The organism is Natronoarchaeum mannanilyticum (genome assembly GCF_039522665.1).
In the GTDB taxonomy this organism is placed as follows: Archaea; Halobacteriota; Halobacteria; order Halobacteriales; family Natronoarchaeaceae; genus Natronoarchaeum; species Natronoarchaeum mannanilyticum.
Map to the genome: position 1 here is coordinate 55325 of NZ_BAAADV010000007.1, position 21935 is coordinate 77259.

The following is a 21935-nucleotide window of genomic DNA, read 5'->3' on the forward strand; positions in this document are numbered from 1 at the left end:
AATGACGACCGTCCTCAAGCTGGGCGGCAGCGTCGTCACCGAGAAGGACCGCGACGAGACGGTCGACGGCCCGGAGCTCGACCGGGCGGCGTCGGCCGTCGCGGCGGCTCGCTCGGGCGGAGGCGGCGACGGTAGCGGCGGGACCGGCGACGCCGTCGACGACCTCGTGATCGTCCACGGCGGCGGCAGCTTCGGCCACCCGAACGCAGCGGGATGGGGCGTCACAACCGAGGAGGGAACCCGCGACGCCGACGGCGTGCTGGCGATCCACGGCGCGATGACGACGCTGAACAAGTTCGTCCTCCGGCGCCTGCGCGACGAGGGCGTCCCCGCGGTGCCGGTCCATCCCCTCTCTGCCGCGCACCGGGACGCCGACGCCGACCTCACGCTGCCCACCGGACAGGTTCGGACGTTGCTCGACGAAGGGTTCGTGCCCGTGCTTCACGGCGACGTGATCGCGCACGCGGGCGAGGGCGTCACCGTGCTGAGCGGCGACGAGATCGTCGCGGAACTCGCCGGACAGCTGGACGCCGAGCGCGTCGGCGTCTGCTCGACGGTGCCGGGCGTGCTCGACGCGGATGACGAGGATAGCGTCGACGAGGCGTCCGTCATCGCCGAAATATCGTCCTTCGACGACGTCGCGGACGTGCTCGGCGGCAGCGACGCGACGGACGTCTCGGGCGGCATGGCCGGGAAAGTTCGCGAACTGCTCGCGCTCGACGTTCCGGCCTCGATCTTCGACCTCGACGCGCTCTCGGCGTTTCTCGCGGGCGAGCGCCCGGGGACGACGATTCGCGGCGACGAGAAGTAGCGAGGCGACCGCCGTTCAGGGTTTGTCGCTCTCGTCGGGAATGTACGGTGAAAGAGCGTCCGGCGCGACGTCCGCGACTACCGGCGCGAGGTCGGGGAGTCGCCTGCGCACCGCGGCGTAGACGGCCGAAATCGCGAGCAAGACGAGGACGAACAGCTCGAAGCGGCCCTCCAGCAAGAACCACAGCGGGACGCCGATGCCCAGTCCGAGCACGAAGTCCTCGGGCGCGCCGTCGTACCGGATCCAGCGCCGCGGCGGGAGCCAGCGTCCCCGGTAGTGGTCGTACACGGCGCGCTCGGAGGTTCCCCTCCAGGGCCGCAGTTCCAGGCCGCCGCCGAGGGCGTCCATGCAGCAGTGGACCGCGGCGGCGACCACCGCGAGCGCGAGCGCGACCGTCGCCGGCGTCGTGACGATGGCTGCGAGGGCGACCGCGGGGATCGACAGGGCGGCGAAGTACACCGGGAAGTGGAGCGTCCGACGGTGGGCGGTGTACATGTCTGCGTCGGGGAACCCGCCGCCGAGGGCCCCGCCGACCAGCGCCGCCGTGCCGAGGTCGGGTGCGGCGACGACGATCGGCGTCGCCAGCGCCAGCCCGATCAGCACGTGGGTGGTCAGCATCATATACCCGAGGAAGGGCGTCCGATCCATTAAGCGCGTCGTCCGCGTCGGCGTCCGGCTCGGATGCCACGCCTTTTTAAACCATGAGCGCATAGTGTCTCCCAACACGACCCGCGGGTAGTGGCGTGCGTCCTCGAGACGCGCGCTGCGGGCGGGTGCGCGGCCGACGTGCTGCAAGACGCCGGGGTCACGTTCCCGTTATTCGTGGGTGTTTCCGTGAGCGCATCGCCACCGCAACGTGGCTTTGAATGCTCGGATCAACTATGGAAGTCGAAATAGCAACGATAGGCGGTTACGAGGAGGTCGGACGGCAGATGACGGCGGTACGAGCTGGCGAGGACGTCGTCATCTTCGACATGGGTCTGAACCTCTCGAAGGTTCTGATCCACGACAACGTCGAGACCGAACGGATGCACAGCCTCGACCTGATCGACATGGGCGCCATCCCGGACGATCGGGTGATGAGCGACCTCGAGGGCGACGTGAAGGCCATCGTGCCGACGCACGGTCACCTCGACCACATCGGCGCCATCAGCAAGCTCGCCCACCGGTACAACGCGCCGGTCGTGGCGTCGCCGTTCACGATCGAGCTGGTCAAACAGCAGATCGAGGGCGAGCAGAAGTTCGGCGTCGAGAACGACCTCGTGAAGATGGAAGCCGGCGAGAAGATGAGCATCGGCGACACCGGCAACGTCGAGCTCGAGTTCGTGAACGTCACGCACTCGATCATCGACGCGATCAATCCCGTCCTTCACACACCCGAGGGTGCTGTCGTCTACGGGCTGGACAAGCGCATGGACCACACGCCGGTCATCGGCGACCCGATCGACATGGAGCGGTTCCGCGAGATCGGCCGCGAGGGTGAGGGCGTGCTGTGTTACATCGAGGACTGCACGAACGCCAACAAGAAGGGCCGCACGCCCAGCGAGAACGTCGCCCGCGAGCACCTGCGCGACGTGATGCACAGCATCGAGGACTACGACGGCGGCATCGTCGCGACGACGTTCTCCAGCCACATCGCGCGCGTCTCCAGCCTCGTCGAGTTCGCCAAGGACATCGGGCGCCAGCCCGTCCTGCTCGGCCGGTCGATGGAGAAGTACTCCGGCACCGCCGAGCGACTGAACTTCGTCGACTTCCCCGAGGATCTCGGGATGTTCGGCCACCGCAAGTCCGTCGATCGGACGTTCAAGCGGATCATGAACGAGGGCAAGGAGAACTACCTGCCGATCGTCACCGGCCACCAGGGCGAGCCCCGCGCGATGCTCACCCGAATGGGTCGCGGCGACACGCCGTACGAACTCGACGACGGCGACAAGGTCATCTTCTCGGCGCGAGTGATCCCGGAGCCGACCAACGAGGGGCAGCGCTACCAGTCCGAGAAACTGCTGGGCATGCAGGGCGCCCGCATCTACGACGACATCCACGTCTCGGGCCACCTCCGACAGGAGGGTCACTACGAGATGCTCGACGCGCTCCAGCCCCAGCACGTCATCCCCGCCCACCAGGACATGAAGGGCTACTCCAGCTACGTCGATCTCGCCGAGAGCGAGGGGTACAAGCTCGGGCGGGATCTCCACGTCACCCGGAACGGCAACATGATCCAGCTGGTCGAGTGATATGACTGGATCCGAGGCGCGAGAGGAACGGGTGCTGGAGGCCGTCGGACAGCGGCGGGAACTCGTAAACGACGCCATCCCCGAGGAACTCCCGATCACCGACCCCGAGCGGCTCTACGAGGCCTCACGGTACCTGCTGGACGCGGGCGGCAAGCGTCTCCGCCCCACCGTGCTGTTGTTGGTCGCGGAAGCGCTCGCCGACGTCGAACCGCTCTCAGCGGACTACCGGTCGTTCCCGTCGCTGAACGGCTCCGACGTCGACGTGATGGCGGCGGCGGTCAGCGTCGAGACCATCCAGTCGTTCACGCTGATCCACGACGACATCATGGACGACGACGACCTTCGGCGGGGCGTCCCCGCGGTCCACCGAGAGTACGATCTCGAGACGGCGATCCTCGCCGGCGACACGCTCTACTCGAAGGCGTTCGAGATCATGCTCGATACCGACGCCCAGGCCGACCGGACGGTCCGGGCTCTCGACGTGCTGGCGACGACCTGCACGAACATCTGCGAGGGCCAGGCGCTGGACGTCGAGTTCGAGACGAGCTCGGACGTGCTCACGGAGGACTACCTCGAGATGATCGAACAGAAGACCGCCGTCCTGTACGGAGCGTCGTCCAGCGTCCCGGCGCTGCTGCTTGGCGCCGACGACGAGACCGTCGAGCAGCTGTACGGGTACGGCATCGACGTGGGCCGCGCGTTCCAGATCCAGGACGACGTGCTGGATCTCACCGTCCCCAGCGAGAAGCTGGGCAAACAACGCGGTAGCGACCTCGTCGAGGGCAAGCAGACGCTGCTGACGCTCCACGCCCGAGAGCAGGGCGTCGACGTCGACTCGCTGGTCGACGCCGAGAGCGTCGAGGCCGTCACCGAAGCCGAGATCGACGAGGCGGTCGCCGAGCTCGAGGCCGCGGGCAGCATCGACTACGCCCGCGACACGGCGGCGGAACTCGTCGAGTCCGGAAAGGAGCGGCTGGAAGTGCTCCCCGACAACGAAGCGAGACACCTGCTCGAACAGCTGGCCGACTACCTGATCGAGCGCGGCTACTGACGCCAGATCACTTTTTGCTTCGCCGGCTCCCGGCGCGTAGCTCCGCCGAGTCGCAGTACGGGCAGTTGGGATCTTCGACCGAGGGCGCGTACGCAAACGCTCTCCCGCAGTCCGCACACTCGAAACGCCGACCGCCGTCGTGCCCGCCGACGGCATCGCGAAGCTGATCGAACAGCCCCATGTGCGAGTGACCGACAGGCTCGTCCTTAACTATTGCCAACAGTTAGCATACAATTCGAAAGGCCGCCACGATCGTGAGGCTGGAACACTCCTCAGTACCCATAATACCGCGTATTCAGGGGGTTTGCGGCCTATTTGCGACATCTCTCCGACCGGCAGACTCCCGACGATTCTATATATCATCATGGGATTTACGAGTCTCGCATCGCCCATGCAAGAAATGTAATATTTCCATCCATTTGTCGGGACGAATCCGAGATCGGCGCCGATAGCGCCTCTCCAGCGGACAACCGTCTGGCGAGGCAGTGCCGTGGCGTCCGCGGGAAGCGGATGCTGCGATTGATACAGCGGCGACTCGTTCAGGACAGCAGCGCGTAGACGTTCGACTCGTAGGTTTCGCGGACCCTATCGCCCCAGTCGTGGGTGTACGTGTCGATGACGTCCTCGGCGACGTCGCCGCGCAGGTACTTGACGATCCCCCGATCCCCCGTCTCGCTCCGGAGGTGCGTGGTGAAGAAGTGCCGAAAGTAGTGGGGAGTGACGTTCTCGGCTGCGCCGCCGCCGGTTCGATACCACCCCTGATCCGCAGCGTGGTCGGTGACGATCCGATGGACGGCGTCGATGGAGAGCCGCTGGCCCCAGCCGTCTCGCGTCCCGACGAACAACGGCTCGGCGTCCGACACGGCGTCGGGACGAACCGCAAGCCACCGGACCAACACCCGGGACAACTCGTCGTCGACCGGAATCACGGTGTCGCGCTTTCGCTTGTTGGATTCGGTCCGCCGCTCGCCGTTGACCTCGACGCCCTGTCGCGGTTCCGCGGAGACGTACAGCGAATCCGGTCGCCCGGAAACCGACGGTCTGATCGACTGTCTGGCCCCGCCCGGCTCGTCGGACAGGTACAGATCGCGAACGTCGAGATTACACAGCTCGCCGGCTCGCATACCGGTTTTCAACAACGTGACGATCACCGCACGATCCAGGGGATGGCGAATATCGGCGACGAACGACCGCATCTCCGCCACGGAGAGTTCCCTGCGCGCCGGGTCGGTGTCGATCGACTCGTCCATCTGCTCGACGACGATCGTCATCGGGTTCGAATCGAACGCGTCGACCTGGGTCATGTACCCGTAGAATCGGTGGAGATACGACGCGTACGTCGCGATCGTGCTGTCGGCCAGCTCGCCGCGCTTCGCGTGGATCCACTCCATACAGTCCCTGTGGGTCGCTTCGCGGACGGTCACGCCGCTCGACGACCGAGTCGTGCCGTCAGCAAGGAACGCCTCGAACTCCCGCAGAACGCGCTCGTAGGCCTCCTGCGTCCGTTCGGTCTTTCCGTGATACCCCACGTCCTGGACGAAGTACGCGATCGGATCGTCAACGTCGCCGGCGCCGCTCCGTGCCTCGCTCATGACTGAACGGTGTACCCTCCTTCGCGACCGCTGTAGCGGATGGCGTTTTCGTCCTGGAGCTCCTGGACGGCCTCGTCGAGCTGGCGCTCGATGTCGTCGGTCACCGCCTCGACGAGCTCGTCCCACGAGAGCACGCCATCTCGATCGAGCACCTCGAGGACGCGGTCGGTCAGGTCGTCGCCACTGTTGTCCGATCCCGTCTGAGAGGACCCCGTTTCACCGCTCTCAACCCCTGGGGTAGCGCCTCCAGAACGGGGCTCCATTTCTCCCCGATCCTGTTCTTTGACTGATTCTTCCTGCTCTCTCGGTGCCGAGAACTCACCCGTTTCACCAGTCGCCTCCGGCGGGGAGAAGTCGCTGCGTCCGGCCTGGACCATCGTCCGGACGAACTCGCTTTGACTCATCCCGAGCTCGTCGGCGTGGTCGGCCCACAGACGTTTTTGGTACGTCGGGACGTACGTCTTCACGGCCGTCCGGGACGTGTCCGCGTCTCGTTCGGTCGTCACGCGACGACCGATGAACGCTGTTACCTTCAATGTTTCCATTACTCAGGATAAAGTATCTTATTCTGTCTATTGGTGCCGCGTAGTTGGGGTTATTTTGACAAACTAGCCCCGTAAATCCCCAAAGTGGTGCTACATAACCAGATAAAATCTTGCTTGTTATTCACTATCGTTATCTGGCTATCTCCTCGAAACGTGATCGGCACCTCTTTTCGAGGTGGCCGTCGCACTACCTCGTACGCTGGATCGGGAGGAACGAGAACGTCGATTGATCGACGCTGCCGGGCTGTCTGATATATCTTAGAACATTGCGCTTCCTGTCCCGAGCCCCCGGTGGTGCTCTCACGACAACCAGTGCTCGTCGACGGGATATCAGCGTCGTAGCGTTGCGGATCAGTCTGACAAACTGGTCGCCCTCGGCGCACGGACAAGTGATTTCCGTCGGAAGCGGCGTGACGTGGGTGCGAGGAGATCCGCGCGTCGCTAGTGCGATTTCGGTCTCCCGTCGTCAGTTGCCCAACCGTTCGACCCGGGTCCGTGCAGCGTCTCGTTCCCCGTCGGCGTCAGCAGTTTACTGCTCTTCTTCGTACTTTCGAGCGTTCCGGACTCGGCGGGGTCCGAACCGAAGCAACGAAATCGGCGGCTACTGGCACCACGTCGCTGCCAGTGAGTAGTAAAACTCGTAGATTCCGGCCCGGGCCCGTTACTCGAAAGGCGGTGTTCAGTGCTTCCCTGTATCGTCCTTTGTCGGGCCTCAACTCTGGTTTTCCAAGAGTCAGCTACGTTTTCTTCTTATGTTATACGATAACATATGACACGATACGGCGCCGCGTATCCAACTTCTATATCGCATATCGCTATAGCTAACTGCGTTCCATCTCTGCAGATTCGCCAACCTCACGCGCGCGCGAAGACGAACCGACCCGCCGAGGCGTCCCGATCGGCTATTCGTCGTCCGAGGGCGAAAAGACGTTCCCCGGAACGTTGGTCTGCCCGTTTTTCTCTCCGAACCCCGCACTGAGAACGCGCGTCAGAGCGTCCTCCACGGACTCGTCGAGCTCGATGACGTCTTCCTCGTCGACTTCGACGACGATCCCGCTAGTCACGTTCGGGGACGTCGGAATGAATATCACGGGGTTCCCCTCGTCGGACTCGTGGCCCGTATCGAAGCCCGTCACCCGGAGGTCGCCCCACGGCTTGAGTTTGACGGGGCGTTTCAGCCCGTCGGTGTCCGCGACGACGGTTTCGATCGCCATCTTCGAGGCGTTGTACACGACCCGGATCCCTGGGACGCGGTTCATCAGGGCGTCCAGGCGCATCGCCAGCACCGTCCCCAGCGCGGTCCGCATCAGGTATCCGATGCCGAACACCCAGGTCACGAACAGGGCGATGCTGAGTACGACGCCGACCGCAGGCGGCTGAATTCCCTCGACCAGCGGGAGCGCCGCCAGCTTCGTGTAGAGCCATCGAAGGGCGAAGACGCTGACGAGGATCGGCAGCAGGATGACGAGCCCGCTCCCCAGATTCCGTTTCAGCCAGTCCATAGCTACGTCTAATCGCACGACCACATTAGCGTTCTCGTCGAGTTACGAGAGGCGCCCCGCGACGTCGGCTTCGGTGATGATCCCGACCGTCTCGCCCCGATCGGTCACCATCACGGCCTTGTAGTGTTCGAGCAGGCTCGTGATTTCGTCGAGCGTCGTGTCCTCCGAGACCGTCGGGAAGCTCTCGCTCATGAACTCCCGGACAGGTTCGGCGCGGTCGTCCTCGTCGGCGTGGACCAGATCGCTCTGGCTGATGCTGCCGACGGGGATACCGTCCTGGAGGACGGGGAGCTGGGAGTACGCCTCCTCCTCCATCCGGTGGACGGCGACGCTGAGATCGTCGTCCGGAGACACGCGGATCACGTCCTCGTGCATTAGGTCTTCCGCGCGCACGATCCCGGTTTCGGCTTCCGCCAGCGCGTTGACGATCCGCCGGAGCGTCGAGAGTCGCGGATCGACGTCGCCGCCCTCGATCCGGGCGATCAGCGGCTGGGAGACGTCGGCCCGCTCGGCGAGTTCGCTCTGGGTCAGCCCGAGTTCGTTCCGGCGCTCGCGCAGGTCGGCCGGCGTCGGCAGTTCCATACCCGGAATTACTTTGGGTTATATTAAAAAGCTTGGGTCGCGGTAGCGGAACGCACGAAAGCGATCCCGCACTCGCTTCGGTCGTCGTGATGTCGCGGAACGGAGTTCCGCGAGCCCTGACTCGGCTTCGCCTCGTCAGGACGCCGATTCGAGTTCCTCGTCGTCCTCGTACTCGATCGTCTCGACGACCGACAGCGGGACGTCCCGCAGCGCGCCGCCGACTTCGCTCTTGGCGATGCGCTGGGCGTGTTCCTCGCTGTCGGCGTTGAACACCTTCATCTCCAGGACGAGTCCGACCAGCGCGGTGTCGGCCGCGACGAAGGCGGAGTCGAAGGGTTCTCCGCAGGCGGGACAGCCCGTCGCGCCGACCTCTACCTCGACGTAGTCCATGCTCTCTTCGTTCAGGCGCTTGCCGGCTTCGCTGACCGCGACGCCGATCGCGTCGTCGATCTCGGCGACGTCGCGCACCAACCATGCCGCTTCCATCGCAACGAGGTAGTTGCTCATACGTACTGTTCCGCGCCGGGGGTCCTCTTGCTTTGTGGTTCGCGCGCGTCACGTTTCAGATGCGCACGGCATCCTGAGTATCCGCATAAGTTATGGCGAAGCCGCCGTTCAGCGAGTGCGTGCCTACCCGTGGACGGGCGTGAACGCGAGTGGAGATGGGCACAATGCAAGCTCGCTTGAACCGCAAGCGGGCGTCGACCTCGAACGCGCGACATCGACCGTTATGTTAGATATATTCAGGTATTCTTTTATACGGTGGTCCGTTGCTCCAGAGCGAAGCAAGATGATCGCACGGGTGTACCGATCCAGCGTGTTTGCCCTGTACCAGCTGACAATCGCAGTCGGCATCCTCGTGATGCCGCTCGCGCTCGCGGCCCAGCGGACCGCCGGCCGCGCGCCGCCGATCCACCGGATCGTCGAGCGCCTCGAGAGCGCCTACGAGGGAGCGAAACCGTAATCGGGTACGCCCGGAAAAAGTCGGGATTATCCGGTCGTTCGACGCCGCCGCTCGGGAGCCTGCGGCCCGCTCGCAGCGATTCGGCGACGCCGTCCGGAACGCCGGCCATTTATATGCGCGCGACGTGTAGACGCGGGCAATGCGAACCCCGATGCACGACAACGAGTTCTCGCGAAACCGCGACCGGCTGTCGGGTGCCGACGACGATCCGCTGGGCCCCTCCATCGGCTCGCTGCCCGAGCCCGAGTTCTCCGAGGACGAACTGGAAAACGTGAACAAGACCGGGACGACGACGGTCGGCCTGACGACCGACGACGGCGTCGTCGTCGCGACGGACATGCGCGCCAGCCTCGGCGGACGGTTCGTCTCCAGCAAGGACGTCCAGAAGGTCGAGCAAATTCACCCCAGCGCCGTCCTCACGCTGGTCGGCTCGGTCGGCGGCGCCCAGTCCTTCATCAAGTATCTCCGCGTCGAGTCGAATCTCTACGAAACGCGCCGCGGCGAGCAGATGAGCATGCAGGCGCTGTCCTCGCTGGCGGGTAACTTCGCCCGCGGCGGCCCGTTCTTCGCGATCCATCCGATCCTCGCCGGCGTCGACGACGAGGGGAGCCACGTCTACAGCATCGACCCCGCGGGCGGCGTCGTCCGCGACGACTACACCGTCACCGGCAGCGGGATGCAGGTCGCCTACGGTACTCTCGAACAGTACTACGAGGAAGGTCTCTCGAACGAGGAAGCCAAGGAAGTCGCGGCGCGCTCCGTCAAGAGCGCCGTCGAGCGCGACACCGGCAGCGGCAACGGCGTGTTCCTCGCCGAAGTGACCGACGAAGAGGTCACGATTCAGGGCCACAAGGACTTCGACGACGTGCTGTAGCGCGGTTTCGGATCTTCTCTCCTCTCGGTGCTCGACCGCTGTAGCTGCGGCTGTCGGCGCCGTACTCGCGAGTTTCGGCGTCGCCGAGCCGAACGTCGGCGTCGCCAGACTGAACATCGGCATCGACCAGTCGAACGTCGGCGTCCCACGCTGAACGTCGGTCCCCGGCCACACTTTTTGTACGAACGGGCCGAAGCCCGCTCCATGACCACGATCAAGGACAGCGTCCACGACCACATCGCGGTCGAGGGCGTCGCGGCGGCGCTGCTCGACACCGCCGCGGTCCAGCGGCTCCGCCGGATCTCACAGTTAGGAACGGTGTCGCTGGCCTATCCCTCCGCCAACCACACGCGCTTCGAGCACAGCCTCGGCGTCTACCACCTCGCCTGCGAGGCTCTGGAGCACCTCGGCGTCCACGGGCGACAGGCCGAGCGCGTCAAGGCCGCCGCGCTGTTGCACGACGTGGGCCACAGCCCCTTCAGCCACAACGTCGAGGCGCTGCTGTACCGCCACACCGGGAAGTACCACGACGACGTCGAGGAGCTGCTGGCGTCGAACCCCGTCGGCGACGTCCTGCGCTCGCACGACCTCGATCCCGGGGCGGTCGCGGGGCTGATCGCCGGCGACGGCCAGTACGGCCAGCTCGTCTCGGGCGAACTCGACGTCGACCGGATGGACTACCTCGTGCGGGACGCCCACCACACCGGCGTCCCCTACGGGACGATCGACCACGAGCGGCTCGTCCGGGAGCTGACGTTCCTCGACGGCGAACTCGTGCTCGCGGAGGGCAACGTCCAGACGGCCGAGAGCCTGCTGGTCGCGCGCGCGCTGATGAACCCGACGGTGTACAGCCATCCGGTCGCCCGGATCGGCAAGTCGATGCTCCGCCGGGCGACCGAGCGGCTGATCGAGGACGGCGTGGCGACGCCCGAGACGATCCGGCGGATGGACGACTACGATCTGATCGCCGCCCTGCGCTCCGCCGAGTCGACCGAGTCCTACGCCCGCGCGCTCGACGAGCGCGATCTGTTCAAGCGGGCCGTCTGGGCCGAAATCGACGACGTTCCCGACTCCCTGCTCGATACGGATCACGAGCGCGTGCGCGAGCTCGAAGCCGAGATCGCGGATCGGGCGGGCGTGGCGCCCGAGCACGTCGTCATCGACGTCCCCTCGAAGCCCTCGATGACTGAATCGACGTCCCGGGTCGTCGTCAACGGCGAAATCAGGCGACTGGGCCAGCAGTCCCCGCTCGTCGACGCGCTCCGTGCCGCCCAGCGGTCGCAGTGGCGCTTCGGCGTCTACGCGCCCGAGGCGGTCACCGACGGCGTCGGCGGCGCCGCGGCGTCAGTCCTCGGGCTGGAGGCCGACGGCGGGCTGGTCACCGAGGTGCGGCGGGGCCACTACGCGACGCTCGACGAGTTCGAGCCCGACAAGTAGCGCCGGGGGGCGCTCTCAGGACCGTGCGCGCGTACGCGAAGGGTAAACGGAATGGTGCGGAAGCGCGTCCATCCCCCTATGGAACTGGAAGGAACTATTCTGCGCGGACGATCGTTCGACCCCGTCGAGGGTCGGGTCGTGATCGAGGACGGGGAAATCGCAGCCGTCGAGGAGACGAGCACGAACAGCGACGACGTGATCCTGCCGGCGTTCGTCAACGCTCACACGCACCTGGGCGACTCGATCGCCAAGGAGGCCGGCGGCGGACTGACGCTCGAAGAGCTCGTCGCCCCGCCGGACGGGCTGAAACACCGGCTTCTCAGGGCGGCCTCGCGCGAAGAACTCGTCGACGGGATGCGTCGATCGCTGCAGTTCATGCGCTCGACCGGCACGGGAACCTGCATCGAGTTCCGCGAGGGCGGCGTCGAAGGCGTCGAACAGCTGCGGGACGCCGCCGACGGGATCGACGTCGAGCCGGTGATCCTCGGTCGGGAGACCACCGACGCCATGGAGGCGAGCGACGGCTTCGGTGCGAGCGGCGCGAACGACGCCGACTTCGATCGCGAGCGCCGAGCCACCCGCGAGGCCGGCAAGCTCTTCGGCATCCACGCCGGCGAGGTCGACAGCTCGGACGTCGACCCGGCGCTCGATCTCGATCCGGACTTTCTGGTCCACATGGTTCACCCCGAGCCCCACCAGCTCGACCGGATCGACGACAGCGAGGTGCCGATCGTCCTCTGCCCGCGCTCGAACGTCGTGACCGACGTGGGACTGGCGCCCGTAGCGGAACTGGCCGATCGGACGACGCTGGCGCTCGGGACGGACAACGTGATGACAAACAGCCCGTCGATGTTCCGGGAGATGGCCTTCGCCGCGAAGCTGTTCGACCTCTCGGCTCGCGAGGTGCTTCGGATGGCGACGATCAACGGCGCCGAGATCGCGGGGCTGGATCGCGGCGTCGTCGCCGAGGGGCGGGAGGCCAAACTGCAGGTGCTCGACGGCGACTCCGACAACCTCGCCGGTGCGCAGGATATCGTGCGAGCCGTGGTTCGACGGGCGGGCCAGGCCGATGTAAACCAAATAGTGCTATAACAAATCGAAAATCTTCGTCTCGTTCGAGCCGGATATTTCCGCTCGGTTTCGCGGAACAGTTTTGACTCCGGAAGTCGTGTGGTAACGTACGACATATGTACGATCGCATTCTGGTCCCGACCGACGGCTCCGCGGGCGTCGAGCGGGCCGTGGAACACGCCGTCGGGCTCGCCGAGGAACACGGGGCGACGGTCGAAGCGCTGTACGTCGTCAACGCCGCGACGTTCGGCGGGTTGCCCATGGAGACGTCCTGGGAGGGGATCAGCTCGGTGCTGCGCGAGGAGGGCCACGAGGCCGTCGAGCGGGTCGAGAAGATCGCCGAACGGGAGGGCGTCGACGTCGAGACGCGCATCGTCGAGGGGATGCCGAGCCGGACGATCTGCGAGCACGCCGCCAGCGAGGACTGCGACCTGATCGTGATGGGAACTCACGGGCGCGGCGGGATCGACCGGCTCCTGATGGGCAGCGTCACCGAGCGGGTGGTTCGAACGGCCGAGCCGCCGGTGCTCACGGTACGAATGGAATCCGACGATAGCGACGCCGACGCCGAGGAGCGCGCCGCGGAGGAACGAACTCCCCAGCCCTGAGCTGGCGTCAGCGGTGCAGCAAACTCACGCCGGAGAAGCGGACAGCGCTTACGCCGGTCGGAGGTGTTCGCAGTCGCCGGCGTGGACGCGGACGACGCCGTCGTCGGTCTCGACGAGCAGCGTCCCCGGCAGCTCGACGTCTATCGCTTCGCCCTCGACGACGCCGTCGGGCGTCTCGACACGGACGTCCCGCCCGAGCGTCGACGCCCGCTCCCGCCAGGCGTCGAGCACGGCCTCGGGATCAGAGCGCAGTTCGTCGAATCGTTCGAGAAGCCGCTGGACGAACAGCCGCCGTTCGATAACGCCGACCTCCGCTTGGATGCTCGTCGCGCCCTCTGGAAGCTCTTCGGCGTCGACGTTCGCGTTGATGCCGAGGCCGGGGATCACCCACGAGACGCGGTCGGCCTCGCCCTCCATCTCGGTGAGGATGCCCGCGAGCTTGCGCTCGCCGACGAGCACGTCGTTGGGCCACTTGATCTCGGCGTCGACGCCGGCCTCGCGGGCGGCGTCGGTGATCGCGACCGCCGCGGCGAGCGTGATCACCGGGACGCGGGCGGGCGGCAGATCGGGGCGGAGGACGATGCTCAGCCAGACGCCGCCGCTCGGCGAGGACCACTCGCGATCGAGGCGGCCTCTGCCGCCGGTCTGTTCGTCCGCGAGAACGACGACGTCGCTCGCCCCGTCGTCGGCTAGGTCGCGGGCGACGGCGTTCGTGCTCGGCACGCTTTCGTGATACTCGACGTCGAACGGCGCTTCGAGCCCGTACTCGACGGCGGGGCCGCCGAACTCGGGGACCGATTCGAGTTCGTACCCGTCGTCGCGGCTCGCGATCTCGAAGCCGTCCTCGCGCAGCGCCTCGACGTGCTTCCAGATCGCCGCCCGCGAGACGCCGAGTCGCTCCGCGAGGTCCGGGCCGGTCACGGGGCCGTCGTCCAGGGCGTCGAGGACGCTCCGGCGCGTGTCGTTCATGGCCGATAGTTTCGGCGGCGGGCCCTTATGCGTTGACAGGCGCGGCCGACGGCTCCACCCCGGCCCTTTTTTCGTTCGATGATAACTATGCGTATGGAACTACGCACGCTTTTCGGGACGGTGGTCGGCTACGCGTTCCTCGCGGTCGCACTCGGTGCCGCGCTCGGCGGGCTCGCGATGGCCGGTTCCGCAGTTCTCGGCGGTGTCACCGTCGGAAGAGCGTTCGTGACGCTGTCGCTGTTCGGGCTGGCGATGTGTTCCTGGTTCAGCGGGTACTTCCTGCTCCGGGCGACTCGCGGAACCGTGCTGTCGATCGATCCCGACAGGGGCCCGGCGTCGATCTTCACCCGAGGCGGCGGTGGCGGCGGCGGGCTGTAGTCCACCGCGGCGGTCCAGACGAGAAGCCCTAAATTGACGCCCTGTCAGAGTTCCCGTATGGACGACTACGATCTGATCACGCGCAACGCCGAGGAGGTCGTCACCGAGGAGGAGGTCGAGGCCCTCGCGGCCGACCCCGACGGCAAGCGCGCGTACGTGGGCTACGAGCCCTCCGGCGTGCTCCACGTCGGCCACCTGCTGACCGCGAACAAGCTGATCGACCTGCAGGACGCGGGCATGGAGGTCGTCGTGCTGCTGGCCGACGTCCACGCCTACCTCAACGGCAAGGGGAGTTTCGAGGAGATCCGCGAGACGGCCGAGGTGATGCGCGAGCAGTTCCTCGCGTACGGGCTCGACGCCGAGCAGACCGAGTTCGTCTACGGCTCGGAGTTCCAGCTCGACGAGGAGTTCGCGCTCGATCTCCACCAGCTCGAACTGTCGACCTCCCTGAATCGCGCCCAGCGCGCGATGGCCGAACTGCAGGGCGGCGACACCGCGAAGGTCTCCCACGTCGTCTACCCGCTGATGCAGGCGCTGGACATCGAGTACCTCGACGTCGATCTCGCGGTCGGCGGCCTCGACCAGCGCAAGGTCCACATGCTCGCGCGCGAGGAGCTGCCCGACCTGGACTACGAGGTCCGCCCGGCGCTGCACACGCCGATAATCGCCGACCTGACGAGCGGCGAGGGCAAGATGTCGTCCAGCTCCGGCGAGACGATCTCGATGGAGGACTCGGCCGAGGAGCTCGAAGAGAAGGTCAACGCGGCCTTTTGCCCGCCGACGCGAGATCCCGAGCCCGACGACGAGGGCAACGAGCGCGAGAACCCCGTCCTCGAACTGTTCCGGTACCACGTCTTCCCGCGCTTCGAGTCGGTGACCGTCGAGCGCCCTGACGAGTACGGCGGCGACGTCACGTACGACGACTACGAGGCCCTGGCCGCCGCGCTCGAAAGCGGTGAACTGCATCCCGCGGACGCCAAGGGGACGCTGGCCGACTACCTTGACGAGCTGATCGCGCCCGGCCGCGAGCGCCTCGAAGAACTGCGAGCGTAGCGACGCCGACACGGCCCCGCTTTCTTCCGACCGGTTGACAGAGCTTGTAACGAGTCCTCCTCCCGTTTCGGCGCCGTTCCTATCGATCTGTGCGGTGAGCACTCATTCACGATGATGAATCGCCACCAGTGTATGATCTTCATAAGTTATAAGCTGAATTTGAATTGGCCAAACCTACTTCTGAACCAACTTCGAGAAAATGCCCGACGAAGGATTTTAGTGAGATAACGTAGTCACGTGTACACGAGGAGGTGTAGAACATGGTCGAGAGAACACCCGATCGACGCCGAACGGAATCGACTGTGACCGACAGCAGCTCGTTCCGGCCCCCCTCGGTGTCGAGAGCCGATATCGTGCTGGCGGTGATTCCGGCCGCCCTGTTCGCCGCGGTGTTGCTCGGGCAACTGCTCTCGATCCCGTTCCAGAGCGCGCTGGTCGGCGGCGCGCTCGTCGCGGGCCTCGCGGTCGGCGACGGCCTGTTCCGAAACCCGCCCCGTCGCCCGCAGTCCGCCTGATCGTTTTCGTCCGGCCGTTCGACGCCGCTGTTCGGCGGTGCGCTCGAAAAAGAGCTCTCAGAGGGCGCAGAGAGGTACTATTCGTCGAGCCAGCTGCCGGCCCAGCACTCGATTTCGTCGAACACCGGACAGAGCGACTGGCCCTTGTCGGTGAGGCTGTAGTACGTCGCGACCGGCGCGTCCTCCTCCATCCGGCGGTCGACGAACCCGAGCTCTTCGAGGTCGTCGAGCACGCGCGAGAGCGTCCGCGAGCTCGCGTCGGTCGACCGTTTCAGTTCGTTGAAACGCTTCTCGCCGTCCTGCAGATCGTGGAGCACGACGAGGCGCCACTGTGAGCCGATCTGCTCGATCGATTCGATGACGGCGCAGGGCCCCTCTTCCTCCTCGGTTTCGGCGGTCGCCCGCTGGAGATCAGATGACATCGGTGATACCTGATTACAGCATTGTCGCCGAACGGATATATAGGTTCGGTTCCTAACCAGGTAACGTGATGATACCACAATCGACGCGTTCGATCGTACCGCGTTCCGACAGCGCCGCGACGACGGGGGTGGCGGCGTGAGCCTCGCGCCGCTCGCCCTCGAGAGCGCCGGCGCAGACGCCGCGTTCCTGCTCGCGCGGGTACTGTTCGGCGGGATTCTGGCGTTCATGGGACTGAATCACTTCCAGAACGCGGAGTCGATGAGCGGGTACGCGGAGATGAAAGGCGTGCCGGCGGCCTCGCTGGCGGTGCCGTTCACCGGCGGTATGTTGCTGTTGGGCGGCCTCGGGATCGCCCTCGGCGCCTTCCCGCTGCTCGCGGCCGGCGCGATCGCCGTCTTCCTGATCGTGACGACGCCGCTGATGCACGACTTCTGGGCGGTTCCGGAGGACCAGCAGCAAGACGAGATGACCGCGTTCCTCAAGAACGTCGCCATGCTGGGCGGCGCGTTCGTCTTCCTCGCGCTCGCGGGCACCGACTGGGCGTACGCGCTCGGCGTCGGACTGTAAGCTGTCGTCGCTTCGGGCGGGTTATTTTCCGCCTCGGGCGACACCTATCCATGCCGATAATTTAAATCGCCGGCACCCCACCGTGGCGATATCGTGATCGAGGTCGACTCGCTTCGGAAGGAGTACAGCGGGTTCGTCGCCGTCGAGGACAGCAGTTTCTCGGTCGAGTCGGGCGAGGTGTTCGGCATCGTCGGCCCCAACGGAGCGGGCAAGACGACGACGCTGAAGATGCTCGCCGGGCTGATCGAGCCGACCAGCGGCGCCGCGACCGTCGCCGGCCGCCCCGCCGGGGAGACGGAGATGCGTCGCAACCTGGGATGGGTCCCCGAGGAGTCGCCGCTGTACGAGGACATGACCGCCCACTCGTACCTGCGATTCTTCGCCGATCTCTACGACGTTCCCCGAAACGTTGCCGACGAGCGGATCACCGAGGCGCTCGACCGGCTCGACCTGGAACACCGCGAGCGCGCCATCGGCGACATGTCCAAGGGGATGAAGCGAAAGGTCGCCATCGCGCGGGCGCTGGTGAACGATCCGGACGTGCTGATCTTCGACGAGCCCGCGAGCGGCCTCGATCCGCTGACGACCAACTACATCATCGACTTCGTGCGCGAACTGAGCGACGAGGGCCGGACCGTCGTGTTCAGCGCACACAACCTGTTCCACGTCGAGAGCCTCTGCGATCGCATCCTCGTGATGAACCGCGGCGAGGTCATCGCGCGGGGCAGCCTCGAAGAGATCCGCGAGCGCCACGGACGCACCGAGTACCGCGTCTACACCGACGTTCCCGTCGAGGGCGCCACGAAGGAGAACGGCCGGTTCCGCCGGGTCGTCGAGTCGATGGACGCCGTCGAGCGCACCCGGGAGAGCGCGCAAGCGGAGGGCGGGTCGGTCGTCGACATCCAGACCCACGAGCCGAGCCTCGAAGAGATCTTCCTGGAGATCGCCGGCGAGTCGCCGCGGGAGGCCGAGGCGTGACGCCCGGGCCGAGCCGGCGGAGCGTCCGCCAACGCGTCCGCGGCGTCGGCGCTCGGTTTCGGCGTCTCGCCGCCGCGGCGCGGGAGTTCGCCGCCAAGACGCTCCGGATCGCCCGCTGGGAGGTGACGCGCTCGGCGGGCACGCTCGACCGGCGAACCGTTCTGCTCGGACTCGCGGGCGTGTTGCTCGTCGGCCTGATCGCGCCCGCCGCAATGGGCGGCAGCGCCGCTCTCGACGAGGGGATCTACCGCGTCGGGGTCGACGATGAGAACCCCTACTACCCCGTCGTCGAGCACAGTTCGGCGTTCCGGCCGGTGGAACCGGACCAAGACGCGTTCAACCACAGCGACATGGAGCTGCTGATCGACGGTGGTACGATCCACTACAACAGTTCGATCGGCAAGAGCGAGGCGGCGCTCTCGGAGTTCGCCGGCGCCGTCGAGGCGTACAACTACGAGATGATGCGCCAGGAACGCAACCAGACCGCCGCGTTCCCCGTCGTCGTCGATTTGCGATACGAGGAGCGACCGCCGATCGACAGCACCGTCAGCGCGCCGGACGGGCAGGACGGGACGACCGGCGGCGGCGCCGGGGACGGGTCGAACGATTCCGGAACCGACGACGGCAGCACGGACGGCGGTTCGGGCGACGGGTCCGGTGATGGAACGAACGGCTCCGGGACCGATGATGGAACGAACGGCTCCGGGACCGATGACGGGAACGGGAGCACCGACGGGTCCGGTGATGGAACGAACGGCTCCGGGACCGATGATGGGAACGGGAGCACCGACGGGGCCAGTGATGGAACGAACGGCTCCGACGATGGCGGCGGTACCGACGGCACAGAGTCGGGCGGCGGCCTGCTGGGCGGCGCACTCGGCGGCGACAGCACCGGGAACTCGCCGGCCGAGATCTCCCCGCCGTTCCCCATGCAGTCGCTCGTGCTCGCCTTTCTGTTCATCGTCCCGATGAACTTCGTCATCCAGCTGTACGGCGGCTCGATCATGAACGAGCGGATCAACCGGCGGGGCGAGCTCATGCTGGTCGCGCCCGTCGGTCGCGGCGCCATCGTGGCGGGCAAGACGCTGCCGTACCTCGCGGCGCTGGCGATCGTCTCGACGGCGATCGCGCTCGCGATCGGCGGCGGCGGACTCGCGGTCGCCGCGGTGGTCCCGCTGGCGGTGTTGTTCCTGTCGGCGGCGTTCGTCGGCGCGATGTTCTCCCGGTCGTTCAAGGAGCTGACCTTCGTCACGGTGACGATCAGCGTCGGGCTGAGCTCCTACGCGTTCGTGCCGGCGATCTTCACGAACGTGACGCCGATCGCGATGATCTCGCCGCTGACGCTGGTCGTCTGGGACCTCCAGGGCGAGGCCGTCACGGCCGCGGAGTACGCGTTCTCGGCCGGCCCGCCGCTGTTGATCGGCGCGTTGCTGTTCGGGCTCGGCGCCGGCGTCTACCGCGAGGAGGACATGTTCAGCCAGCGCGCGGTCCACCTCAAGGCGCTGGACGCGCTGGCGAACTACGCCCGATCTCCGCGGAGCGTCTTCGGCGTCACGGCGCTGTCGATCCCCTTCGTCCTGCTCGCCGAGCTGTTGGCGATCGCGATCCTGTTCGCGCTCCCGCTGGAGCTGTCAGCGCCCGTACTGCTGCTCTCGATCTCGATTATCGAGGAACTCGCCAAGAGTCTCCACGTGTACGCCGGGTTCGCGCACAACCGCTGGACGCCGACGTTGCGCTCGGCCGCGATCGTCGGGTCGGCCAGCGGCGCCGGCTTCTTCGTCGCCGAGAAAGCGATGCACGTCGTCAGCGTCGCCGGCATCACGACGCTCGATCTGGGGCGCATCGCGTTCCCCGAGAGCGCCGCCGGCGTGGACGCGCCGGTCGCCGTGGCGATGTTCTTCCTGCCGCTCGCGCTGCACGCCGTGACGGCGATCGTCTCGGCCGTCGGCGCGCGCCGCGGTCGCTGGCAGTATTCGGCGGCGCTCGGACTGGCGATCGCGATTCACACGCTGTACAACCTGGGGGTGACCCGCTATGTCGCGTGACGGCTCGCCGTGGGGATCGCGACTCACGATCGCGAAGCGAGAGCTCGCGACGCTCAAAAGCGAGAAGACGATCGTGCTCGCGCTGGTGATCCAGCTGTTCGTCGCGGCGTTCTCGTCGTTCCTCGTCGTCGGGCTCGTCTCCTTGTACGACCCCGGCGGCGCCGAGGGGCAGACCGTGACGGTCGGCGTCTCGGGCGAGCAGCGCCACGATCTCGCCGCGATCGCCAACCAGCAGGAGGGCGTTCGACCCGTAGTGTACGATACCGGCGAGAGCGCGCGCCAGGCGTACCGCGACCACGCGGTCGACGCCGCGATGATCGCCAACCAGCGGTCCGACGGGCGGATCCAGGTCGAGACGATCGCGCCCGATTCGGGCGTCGAGTCGACGCTCGTCGTCGTCTCGCTCCAGGAGACGCTCATGGAGTACGAGCGCTACGAGCGGGACCAGCGGAGCGCCCACCTCGACGCCCGACCGCTCGGCGTCCCCGAGGTGCCCTCGGAGAATCCCTACTACGGGTTCACCTACACGGTGCTCGTTCCGCTGCTCGTCCTCCTGCCGGTGTTCATCAGCGGCAGCCTCGCCGTCGACGCCGTCACCGAGGAGCTGGAGCGGGGAACGCTGGAACTGCTCGCGGTCGCGCCGGTGGAACTCCGCGAGATCGTCGACGGGAAGCTGCTGGCGGCGGCTGGACTGGCGCCCGTGCAGGCCGCGCTGTGGCTGGTGCTGCTGTCCGCGAACGGGACGCCCGTGGCGAACGCGCCCGCGCTGCTCGCGGTCGCCGGCGCGCTCTCGCTGGCGGTCGTCTCGATGGGGATCGCGCTCGCGCTGGTCACCGCCGACCGGCGCCAGGCGCAGTTCCTCTACTCGTTCGGTATCCTCACGATCGCCGGGGTGACGACGCTGCTGCCCGAGCATCCGCTGAACACGATCGCGAAGCTGGCGATCGGCAGCCCCGCAGAGACGACCTGGATCGCCGTCGCTGGCTACCTCTGCATCGGGCTGGCGGCGCTCGTCGGCGTCCAGTTCGCTGTCGGGCGCGTCGACGTCGACCGGCTGCTCGGCTCGGCGTGAGGGTGCGACCACTCGCCGCGGCGTGAGGACGCCGCTGCTGGGATAGCCGCGACGCGGCGTCGTGACGCCGCCCCTCGTTCACTCCTCACTCACTGCGAACGTCCTCGGCGACGCGCTGGACGGTCTCGTACTCCTCGTCGCTGTAGGCGATGAACCGCACGTCTGCCAGCGACTCGGGATCGTAGGCGTCGATCTCCTCGCAGATGATGCGGGCACCCTCGGCGAGCTCGAAGCCGGCGACGCCGCAGCCAAGCGCCGGAAGCACCAGCGACGCACAGTCGAGTTGGTCGGCGCGCTCCAGCGAGTTGCGCGTCGCCGATCGGATGCTCTCGGCGGTCGCCTCGCCGCTGCCGTAGTGTGGCATCGCGGCGGCGTGGATGACGTGCTCGGCATCCAGATCGTAGGCGTCGGTCACCGCTACCGCGCCCAGATCGACCGGTCCTTTCGAGACCGCTTCCTCGTTGATCTCCCTGCCGGCGCCGCGCCGCAGCGCGCCGGCGACGCCGCTGCCCATTTGCAGACTCGTCCCCGCCGCGTTGACCAGCGCGTCGGCCGACTGGGCGGCGATGTCGCCCCGTACTACCTCGAGCTCCATGTGCGGGCGTTGTACGGCCCGGCCCACAAACGTGACGCCGACCGGTATTTGTCGTTTGTTGACGGACGA

General features: G+C 66.7%; 24 protein-coding genes. 15 read left to right on the forward strand and 9 right to left on the reverse strand.

Going from position 1 to position 21935, the window contains the following annotated elements:
• The first annotated feature begins 1 nt into the window (after position 1).
• Entirely contained in the window at positions 2-811 is an 810-nt protein-coding gene (locus tag ABDZ81_RS13385; RefSeq protein ID WP_343774503.1) for an isopentenyl phosphate kinase, read from the forward strand.
• A gap of 15 nt (positions 812-826) precedes the next feature.
• Here the strand turns inward: ABDZ81_RS13385 and ABDZ81_RS13390 are convergent, their stop codons facing one another.
• Positions 827-1432 carry a metal-dependent hydrolase gene (locus ABDZ81_RS13390; protein ID WP_343775281.1) on the reverse strand — a complete coding sequence of 202 codons (606 nt, stop codon included), beginning with the start codon at positions 1430-1432 and terminating at the stop codon, positions 827-829.
• A gap of 260 nt (positions 1433-1692) precedes the next feature.
• Here ABDZ81_RS13390 and ABDZ81_RS13395 point away from each other — a divergent pair, with 260 nt between their 5' ends.
• Positions 1693-3045, forward strand: coding sequence for an RNase J family beta-CASP ribonuclease (locus ABDZ81_RS13395; protein WP_343775283.1), 1353 nt, complete (start codon positions 1693-1695; stop codon positions 3043-3045).
• Between the two features lies 1 nt (position 3046).
• Complete coding sequence (gene idsA3, locus ABDZ81_RS13400; protein ID WP_343774504.1) at positions 3047-4096, forward strand: geranylfarnesyl diphosphate synthase; 1050 nt, start codon at positions 3047-3049, stop codon at positions 4094-4096.
• A gap of 539 nt (positions 4097-4635) precedes the next feature.
• On the opposite strand, the gene ABDZ81_RS13405 is transcribed toward idsA3, so the two are convergent.
• The 5 genes from ABDZ81_RS13405 to ABDZ81_RS13425 form a co-directional block, all read right to left on the reverse strand.
• Positions 4636-5688, reverse strand: a complete 1053-nt coding sequence (locus ABDZ81_RS13405) for a tyrosine-type recombinase/integrase (RefSeq protein WP_343774505.1) — start codon at positions 5686-5688, stop codon at positions 4636-4638.
• Complete coding sequence (locus ABDZ81_RS13410; RefSeq protein ID WP_343774506.1) at positions 5685-6194, reverse strand: DUF5805 domain-containing protein; 510 nt, start codon at positions 6192-6194, stop codon at positions 5685-5687. The genes ABDZ81_RS13405 and ABDZ81_RS13410 overlap by 4 nt, the downstream gene beginning before the upstream one ends.
• Positions 6195-7135: 941 nt before the next feature.
• The gene (locus ABDZ81_RS13415; RefSeq protein ID WP_343774507.1) at positions 7136-7735 is read right to left on the reverse strand and encodes a DUF502 domain-containing protein; all 600 of its coding nucleotides are present in this window, start codon (positions 7733-7735) and stop codon (positions 7136-7138) included.
• Positions 7736-7777: 42 nt separating this feature from the next.
• Complete coding sequence (locus tag ABDZ81_RS13420; protein WP_343774508.1) at positions 7778-8317, reverse strand: CBS domain-containing protein; 540 nt, start codon at positions 8315-8317, stop codon at positions 7778-7780.
• Positions 8318-8452: 135 nt separating this feature from the next.
• Positions 8453-8824 (reverse strand): DUF555 domain-containing protein, encoded by a 372-nt coding sequence (locus ABDZ81_RS13425; protein ID WP_343774509.1) that lies wholly within the window; start codon positions 8822-8824, stop codon positions 8453-8455.
• Between the two features lie 283 nt (positions 8825-9107).
• On the opposite strand from ABDZ81_RS13425, the gene ABDZ81_RS13430 reads away from it, so the two are divergent.
• The 5 genes from ABDZ81_RS13430 (at position 9108) to ABDZ81_RS13450 (ending at position 13271) form a co-directional block, all read left to right on the forward strand.
• Complete coding sequence (locus tag ABDZ81_RS13430; RefSeq protein ID WP_343774510.1) at positions 9108-9281, forward strand: hypothetical protein; 174 nt, start codon at positions 9108-9110, stop codon at positions 9279-9281.
• Positions 9282-9420: 139 nt separating this feature from the next.
• Positions 9421-10155, forward strand: a complete 735-nt coding sequence (gene psmB, locus ABDZ81_RS13435; RefSeq protein WP_343774511.1) for an archaeal proteasome endopeptidase complex subunit beta — start codon at positions 9421-9423, stop codon at positions 10153-10155.
• Between the two features lie 204 nt (positions 10156-10359).
• Complete coding sequence (locus ABDZ81_RS13440; protein ID WP_343774512.1) at positions 10360-11592, forward strand: HD domain-containing protein; 1233 nt, start codon at positions 10360-10362, stop codon at positions 11590-11592.
• 78 nt (positions 11593-11670) lie between these two features.
• Positions 11671-12684: an amidohydrolase family protein gene (locus tag ABDZ81_RS13445; RefSeq protein WP_343774513.1), complete on the forward strand. Its 1014-nt coding sequence runs from the start codon at positions 11671-11673 to the stop codon at positions 12682-12684.
• A gap of 95 nt (positions 12685-12779) precedes the next feature.
• Positions 12780-13271, forward strand: a complete 492-nt coding sequence (locus tag ABDZ81_RS13450; protein WP_343774514.1) for a universal stress protein — start codon at positions 12780-12782, stop codon at positions 13269-13271.
• A gap of 48 nt (positions 13272-13319) precedes the next feature.
• Here the strand turns inward: ABDZ81_RS13450 and ABDZ81_RS13455 are convergent, their stop codons facing one another.
• Positions 13320-14240: a biotin--[acetyl-CoA-carboxylase] ligase gene (locus tag ABDZ81_RS13455; protein ID WP_343774515.1), complete on the reverse strand. Its 921-nt coding sequence runs from the start codon at positions 14238-14240 to the stop codon at positions 13320-13322.
• A 93-nt stretch (positions 14241-14333) separates the two neighbouring features.
• Here ABDZ81_RS13455 and ABDZ81_RS13460 point away from each other — a divergent pair, with 93 nt between their 5' ends.
• The 3 genes from ABDZ81_RS13460 to ABDZ81_RS13470 all read left to right on the forward strand — a co-directional run bounded on the left by ABDZ81_RS13460 (position 14334) and on the right by ABDZ81_RS13470 (position 16186).
• A complete protein-coding gene (locus ABDZ81_RS13460; RefSeq protein WP_343774516.1) occupies positions 14334-14618 on the forward strand; it encodes a hypothetical protein in 285 nt (94 codons plus the stop codon).
• A 57-nt stretch (positions 14619-14675) separates the two neighbouring features.
• A complete protein-coding gene (locus ABDZ81_RS13465) occupies positions 14676-15671 on the forward strand; it encodes a tyrosine--tRNA ligase (RefSeq protein ID WP_343774517.1) in 996 nt (331 codons plus the stop codon).
• A 260-nt stretch (positions 15672-15931) separates the two neighbouring features.
• Positions 15932-16186, forward strand: coding sequence for a DUF8015 family protein (locus ABDZ81_RS13470; RefSeq protein ID WP_343774518.1), 255 nt, complete (start codon positions 15932-15934; stop codon positions 16184-16186).
• 77 nt (positions 16187-16263) lie between these two features.
• On the opposite strand, the gene ABDZ81_RS13475 is transcribed toward ABDZ81_RS13470, so the two are convergent.
• Positions 16264-16608 carry a winged helix-turn-helix transcriptional regulator gene (locus tag ABDZ81_RS13475; RefSeq protein ID WP_343774519.1) on the reverse strand — a complete coding sequence of 115 codons (345 nt, stop codon included), beginning with the start codon at positions 16606-16608 and terminating at the stop codon, positions 16264-16266.
• 136 nt (positions 16609-16744) lie between these two features.
• Between ABDZ81_RS13475 and ABDZ81_RS13480 the strand changes: the two genes are divergently transcribed.
• From ABDZ81_RS13480 to ABDZ81_RS13495, 4 genes are all read left to right on the forward strand, one after another.
• The gene (locus tag ABDZ81_RS13480) at positions 16745-17176 is read left to right on the forward strand and encodes a DoxX family membrane protein (protein WP_343774520.1); all 432 of its coding nucleotides are present in this window, start codon (positions 16745-16747) and stop codon (positions 17174-17176) included.
• A gap of 93 nt (positions 17177-17269) precedes the next feature.
• Positions 17270-18154 carry an ABC transporter ATP-binding protein gene (locus ABDZ81_RS13485; RefSeq protein WP_343774521.1) on the forward strand — a complete coding sequence of 295 codons (885 nt, stop codon included), beginning with the start codon at positions 17270-17272 and terminating at the stop codon, positions 18152-18154.
• Entirely contained in the window at positions 18151-20199 is a 2049-nt protein-coding gene (locus tag ABDZ81_RS13490; protein WP_425541914.1) for an ABC transporter permease subunit, read from the forward strand. Before ABDZ81_RS13485 ends, ABDZ81_RS13490 begins: the two co-directional genes overlap by 4 nt.
• On the forward strand, positions 20189-21271 hold the full coding sequence (locus ABDZ81_RS13495) for an ABC transporter permease (protein WP_343774522.1): 1083 nt from the start codon (positions 20189-20191) through the stop codon (positions 21269-21271). Before ABDZ81_RS13490 ends, ABDZ81_RS13495 begins: the two co-directional genes overlap by 11 nt.
• 85 nt (positions 21272-21356) lie before the next feature.
• On the opposite strand, the gene ABDZ81_RS13500 is transcribed toward ABDZ81_RS13495, so the two are convergent.
• Positions 21357-21866 carry a macro domain-containing protein gene (locus tag ABDZ81_RS13500; protein ID WP_343774524.1) on the reverse strand — a complete coding sequence of 170 codons (510 nt, stop codon included), beginning with the start codon at positions 21864-21866 and terminating at the stop codon, positions 21357-21359.
• Positions 21867-21935 lie beyond the last annotated feature (69 nt).

What these genes read in the sequence shown, in the direction of transcription:
- ABDZ81_RS13500 (WP_343774524.1), bottom strand. Translation starts at nt 21,866, where the DNA reads ATGGAGCTCGAGGTAGTACGGGGCGACATCGCCGCCCAGTCGGCCGAC.
- ABDZ81_RS13415 (WP_343774507.1), bottom strand. Translation starts at nt 7,735, where the DNA reads ATGGACTGGCTGAAACGGAATCTGGGGAGCGGGCTCGTCATCCTGCTG.
- ABDZ81_RS13385 (WP_343774503.1), top strand. Translation starts at nt 2, where the DNA reads ATGACGACCGTCCTCAAGCTGGGCGGCAGCGTCGTCACCGAGAAGGAC.
- idsA3 (WP_343774504.1), top strand. Translation starts at nt 3,047, where the DNA reads ATGACTGGATCCGAGGCGCGAGAGGAACGGGTGCTGGAGGCCGTCGGA.
- ABDZ81_RS13495 (WP_343774522.1), top strand. Translation starts at nt 20,189, where the DNA reads ATGTCGCGTGACGGCTCGCCGTGGGGATCGCGACTCACGATCGCGAAG.
- ABDZ81_RS13440 (WP_343774512.1), top strand. Translation starts at nt 10,360, where the DNA reads ATGACCACGATCAAGGACAGCGTCCACGACCACATCGCGGTCGAGGGC.
- ABDZ81_RS13460 (WP_343774516.1), top strand. Translation starts at nt 14,334, where the DNA reads ATGGAACTACGCACGCTTTTCGGGACGGTGGTCGGCTACGCGTTCCTC.
- ABDZ81_RS13465 (WP_343774517.1), top strand. Translation starts at nt 14,676, where the DNA reads ATGGACGACTACGATCTGATCACGCGCAACGCCGAGGAGGTCGTCACC.
- ABDZ81_RS13450 (WP_343774514.1), top strand. Translation starts at nt 12,780, where the DNA reads ATGTACGATCGCATTCTGGTCCCGACCGACGGCTCCGCGGGCGTCGAG.
- ABDZ81_RS13455 (WP_343774515.1), bottom strand. Translation starts at nt 14,240, where the DNA reads ATGAACGACACGCGCCGGAGCGTCCTCGACGCCCTGGACGACGGCCCC.
- ABDZ81_RS13395 (WP_343775283.1), top strand. Translation starts at nt 1,693, where the DNA reads ATGGAAGTCGAAATAGCAACGATAGGCGGTTACGAGGAGGTCGGACGG.
- ABDZ81_RS13390 (WP_343775281.1), bottom strand. Translation starts at nt 1,432, where the DNA reads ATGATGCTGACCACCCACGTGCTGATCGGGCTGGCGCTGGCGACGCCG.
- ABDZ81_RS13475 (WP_343774519.1), bottom strand. Translation starts at nt 16,608, where the DNA reads ATGTCATCTGATCTCCAGCGGGCGACCGCCGAAACCGAGGAGGAAGAG.
- ABDZ81_RS13420 (WP_343774508.1), bottom strand. Translation starts at nt 8,317, where the DNA reads ATGGAACTGCCGACGCCGGCCGACCTGCGCGAGCGCCGGAACGAACTC.
- ABDZ81_RS13425 (WP_343774509.1), bottom strand. Translation starts at nt 8,824, where the DNA reads ATGAGCAACTACCTCGTTGCGATGGAAGCGGCATGGTTGGTGCGCGAC.
- psmB (WP_343774511.1), top strand. Translation starts at nt 9,421, where the DNA reads ATGCGAACCCCGATGCACGACAACGAGTTCTCGCGAAACCGCGACCGG.
- ABDZ81_RS13445 (WP_343774513.1), top strand. Translation starts at nt 11,671, where the DNA reads ATGGAACTGGAAGGAACTATTCTGCGCGGACGATCGTTCGACCCCGTC.
- ABDZ81_RS13470 (WP_343774518.1), top strand. Translation starts at nt 15,932, where the DNA reads ATGGTCGAGAGAACACCCGATCGACGCCGAACGGAATCGACTGTGACC.
- ABDZ81_RS13405 (WP_343774505.1), bottom strand. Translation starts at nt 5,688, where the DNA reads ATGAGCGAGGCACGGAGCGGCGCCGGCGACGTTGACGATCCGATCGCG.
- ABDZ81_RS13430 (WP_343774510.1), top strand. Translation starts at nt 9,108, where the DNA reads ATGATCGCACGGGTGTACCGATCCAGCGTGTTTGCCCTGTACCAGCTG.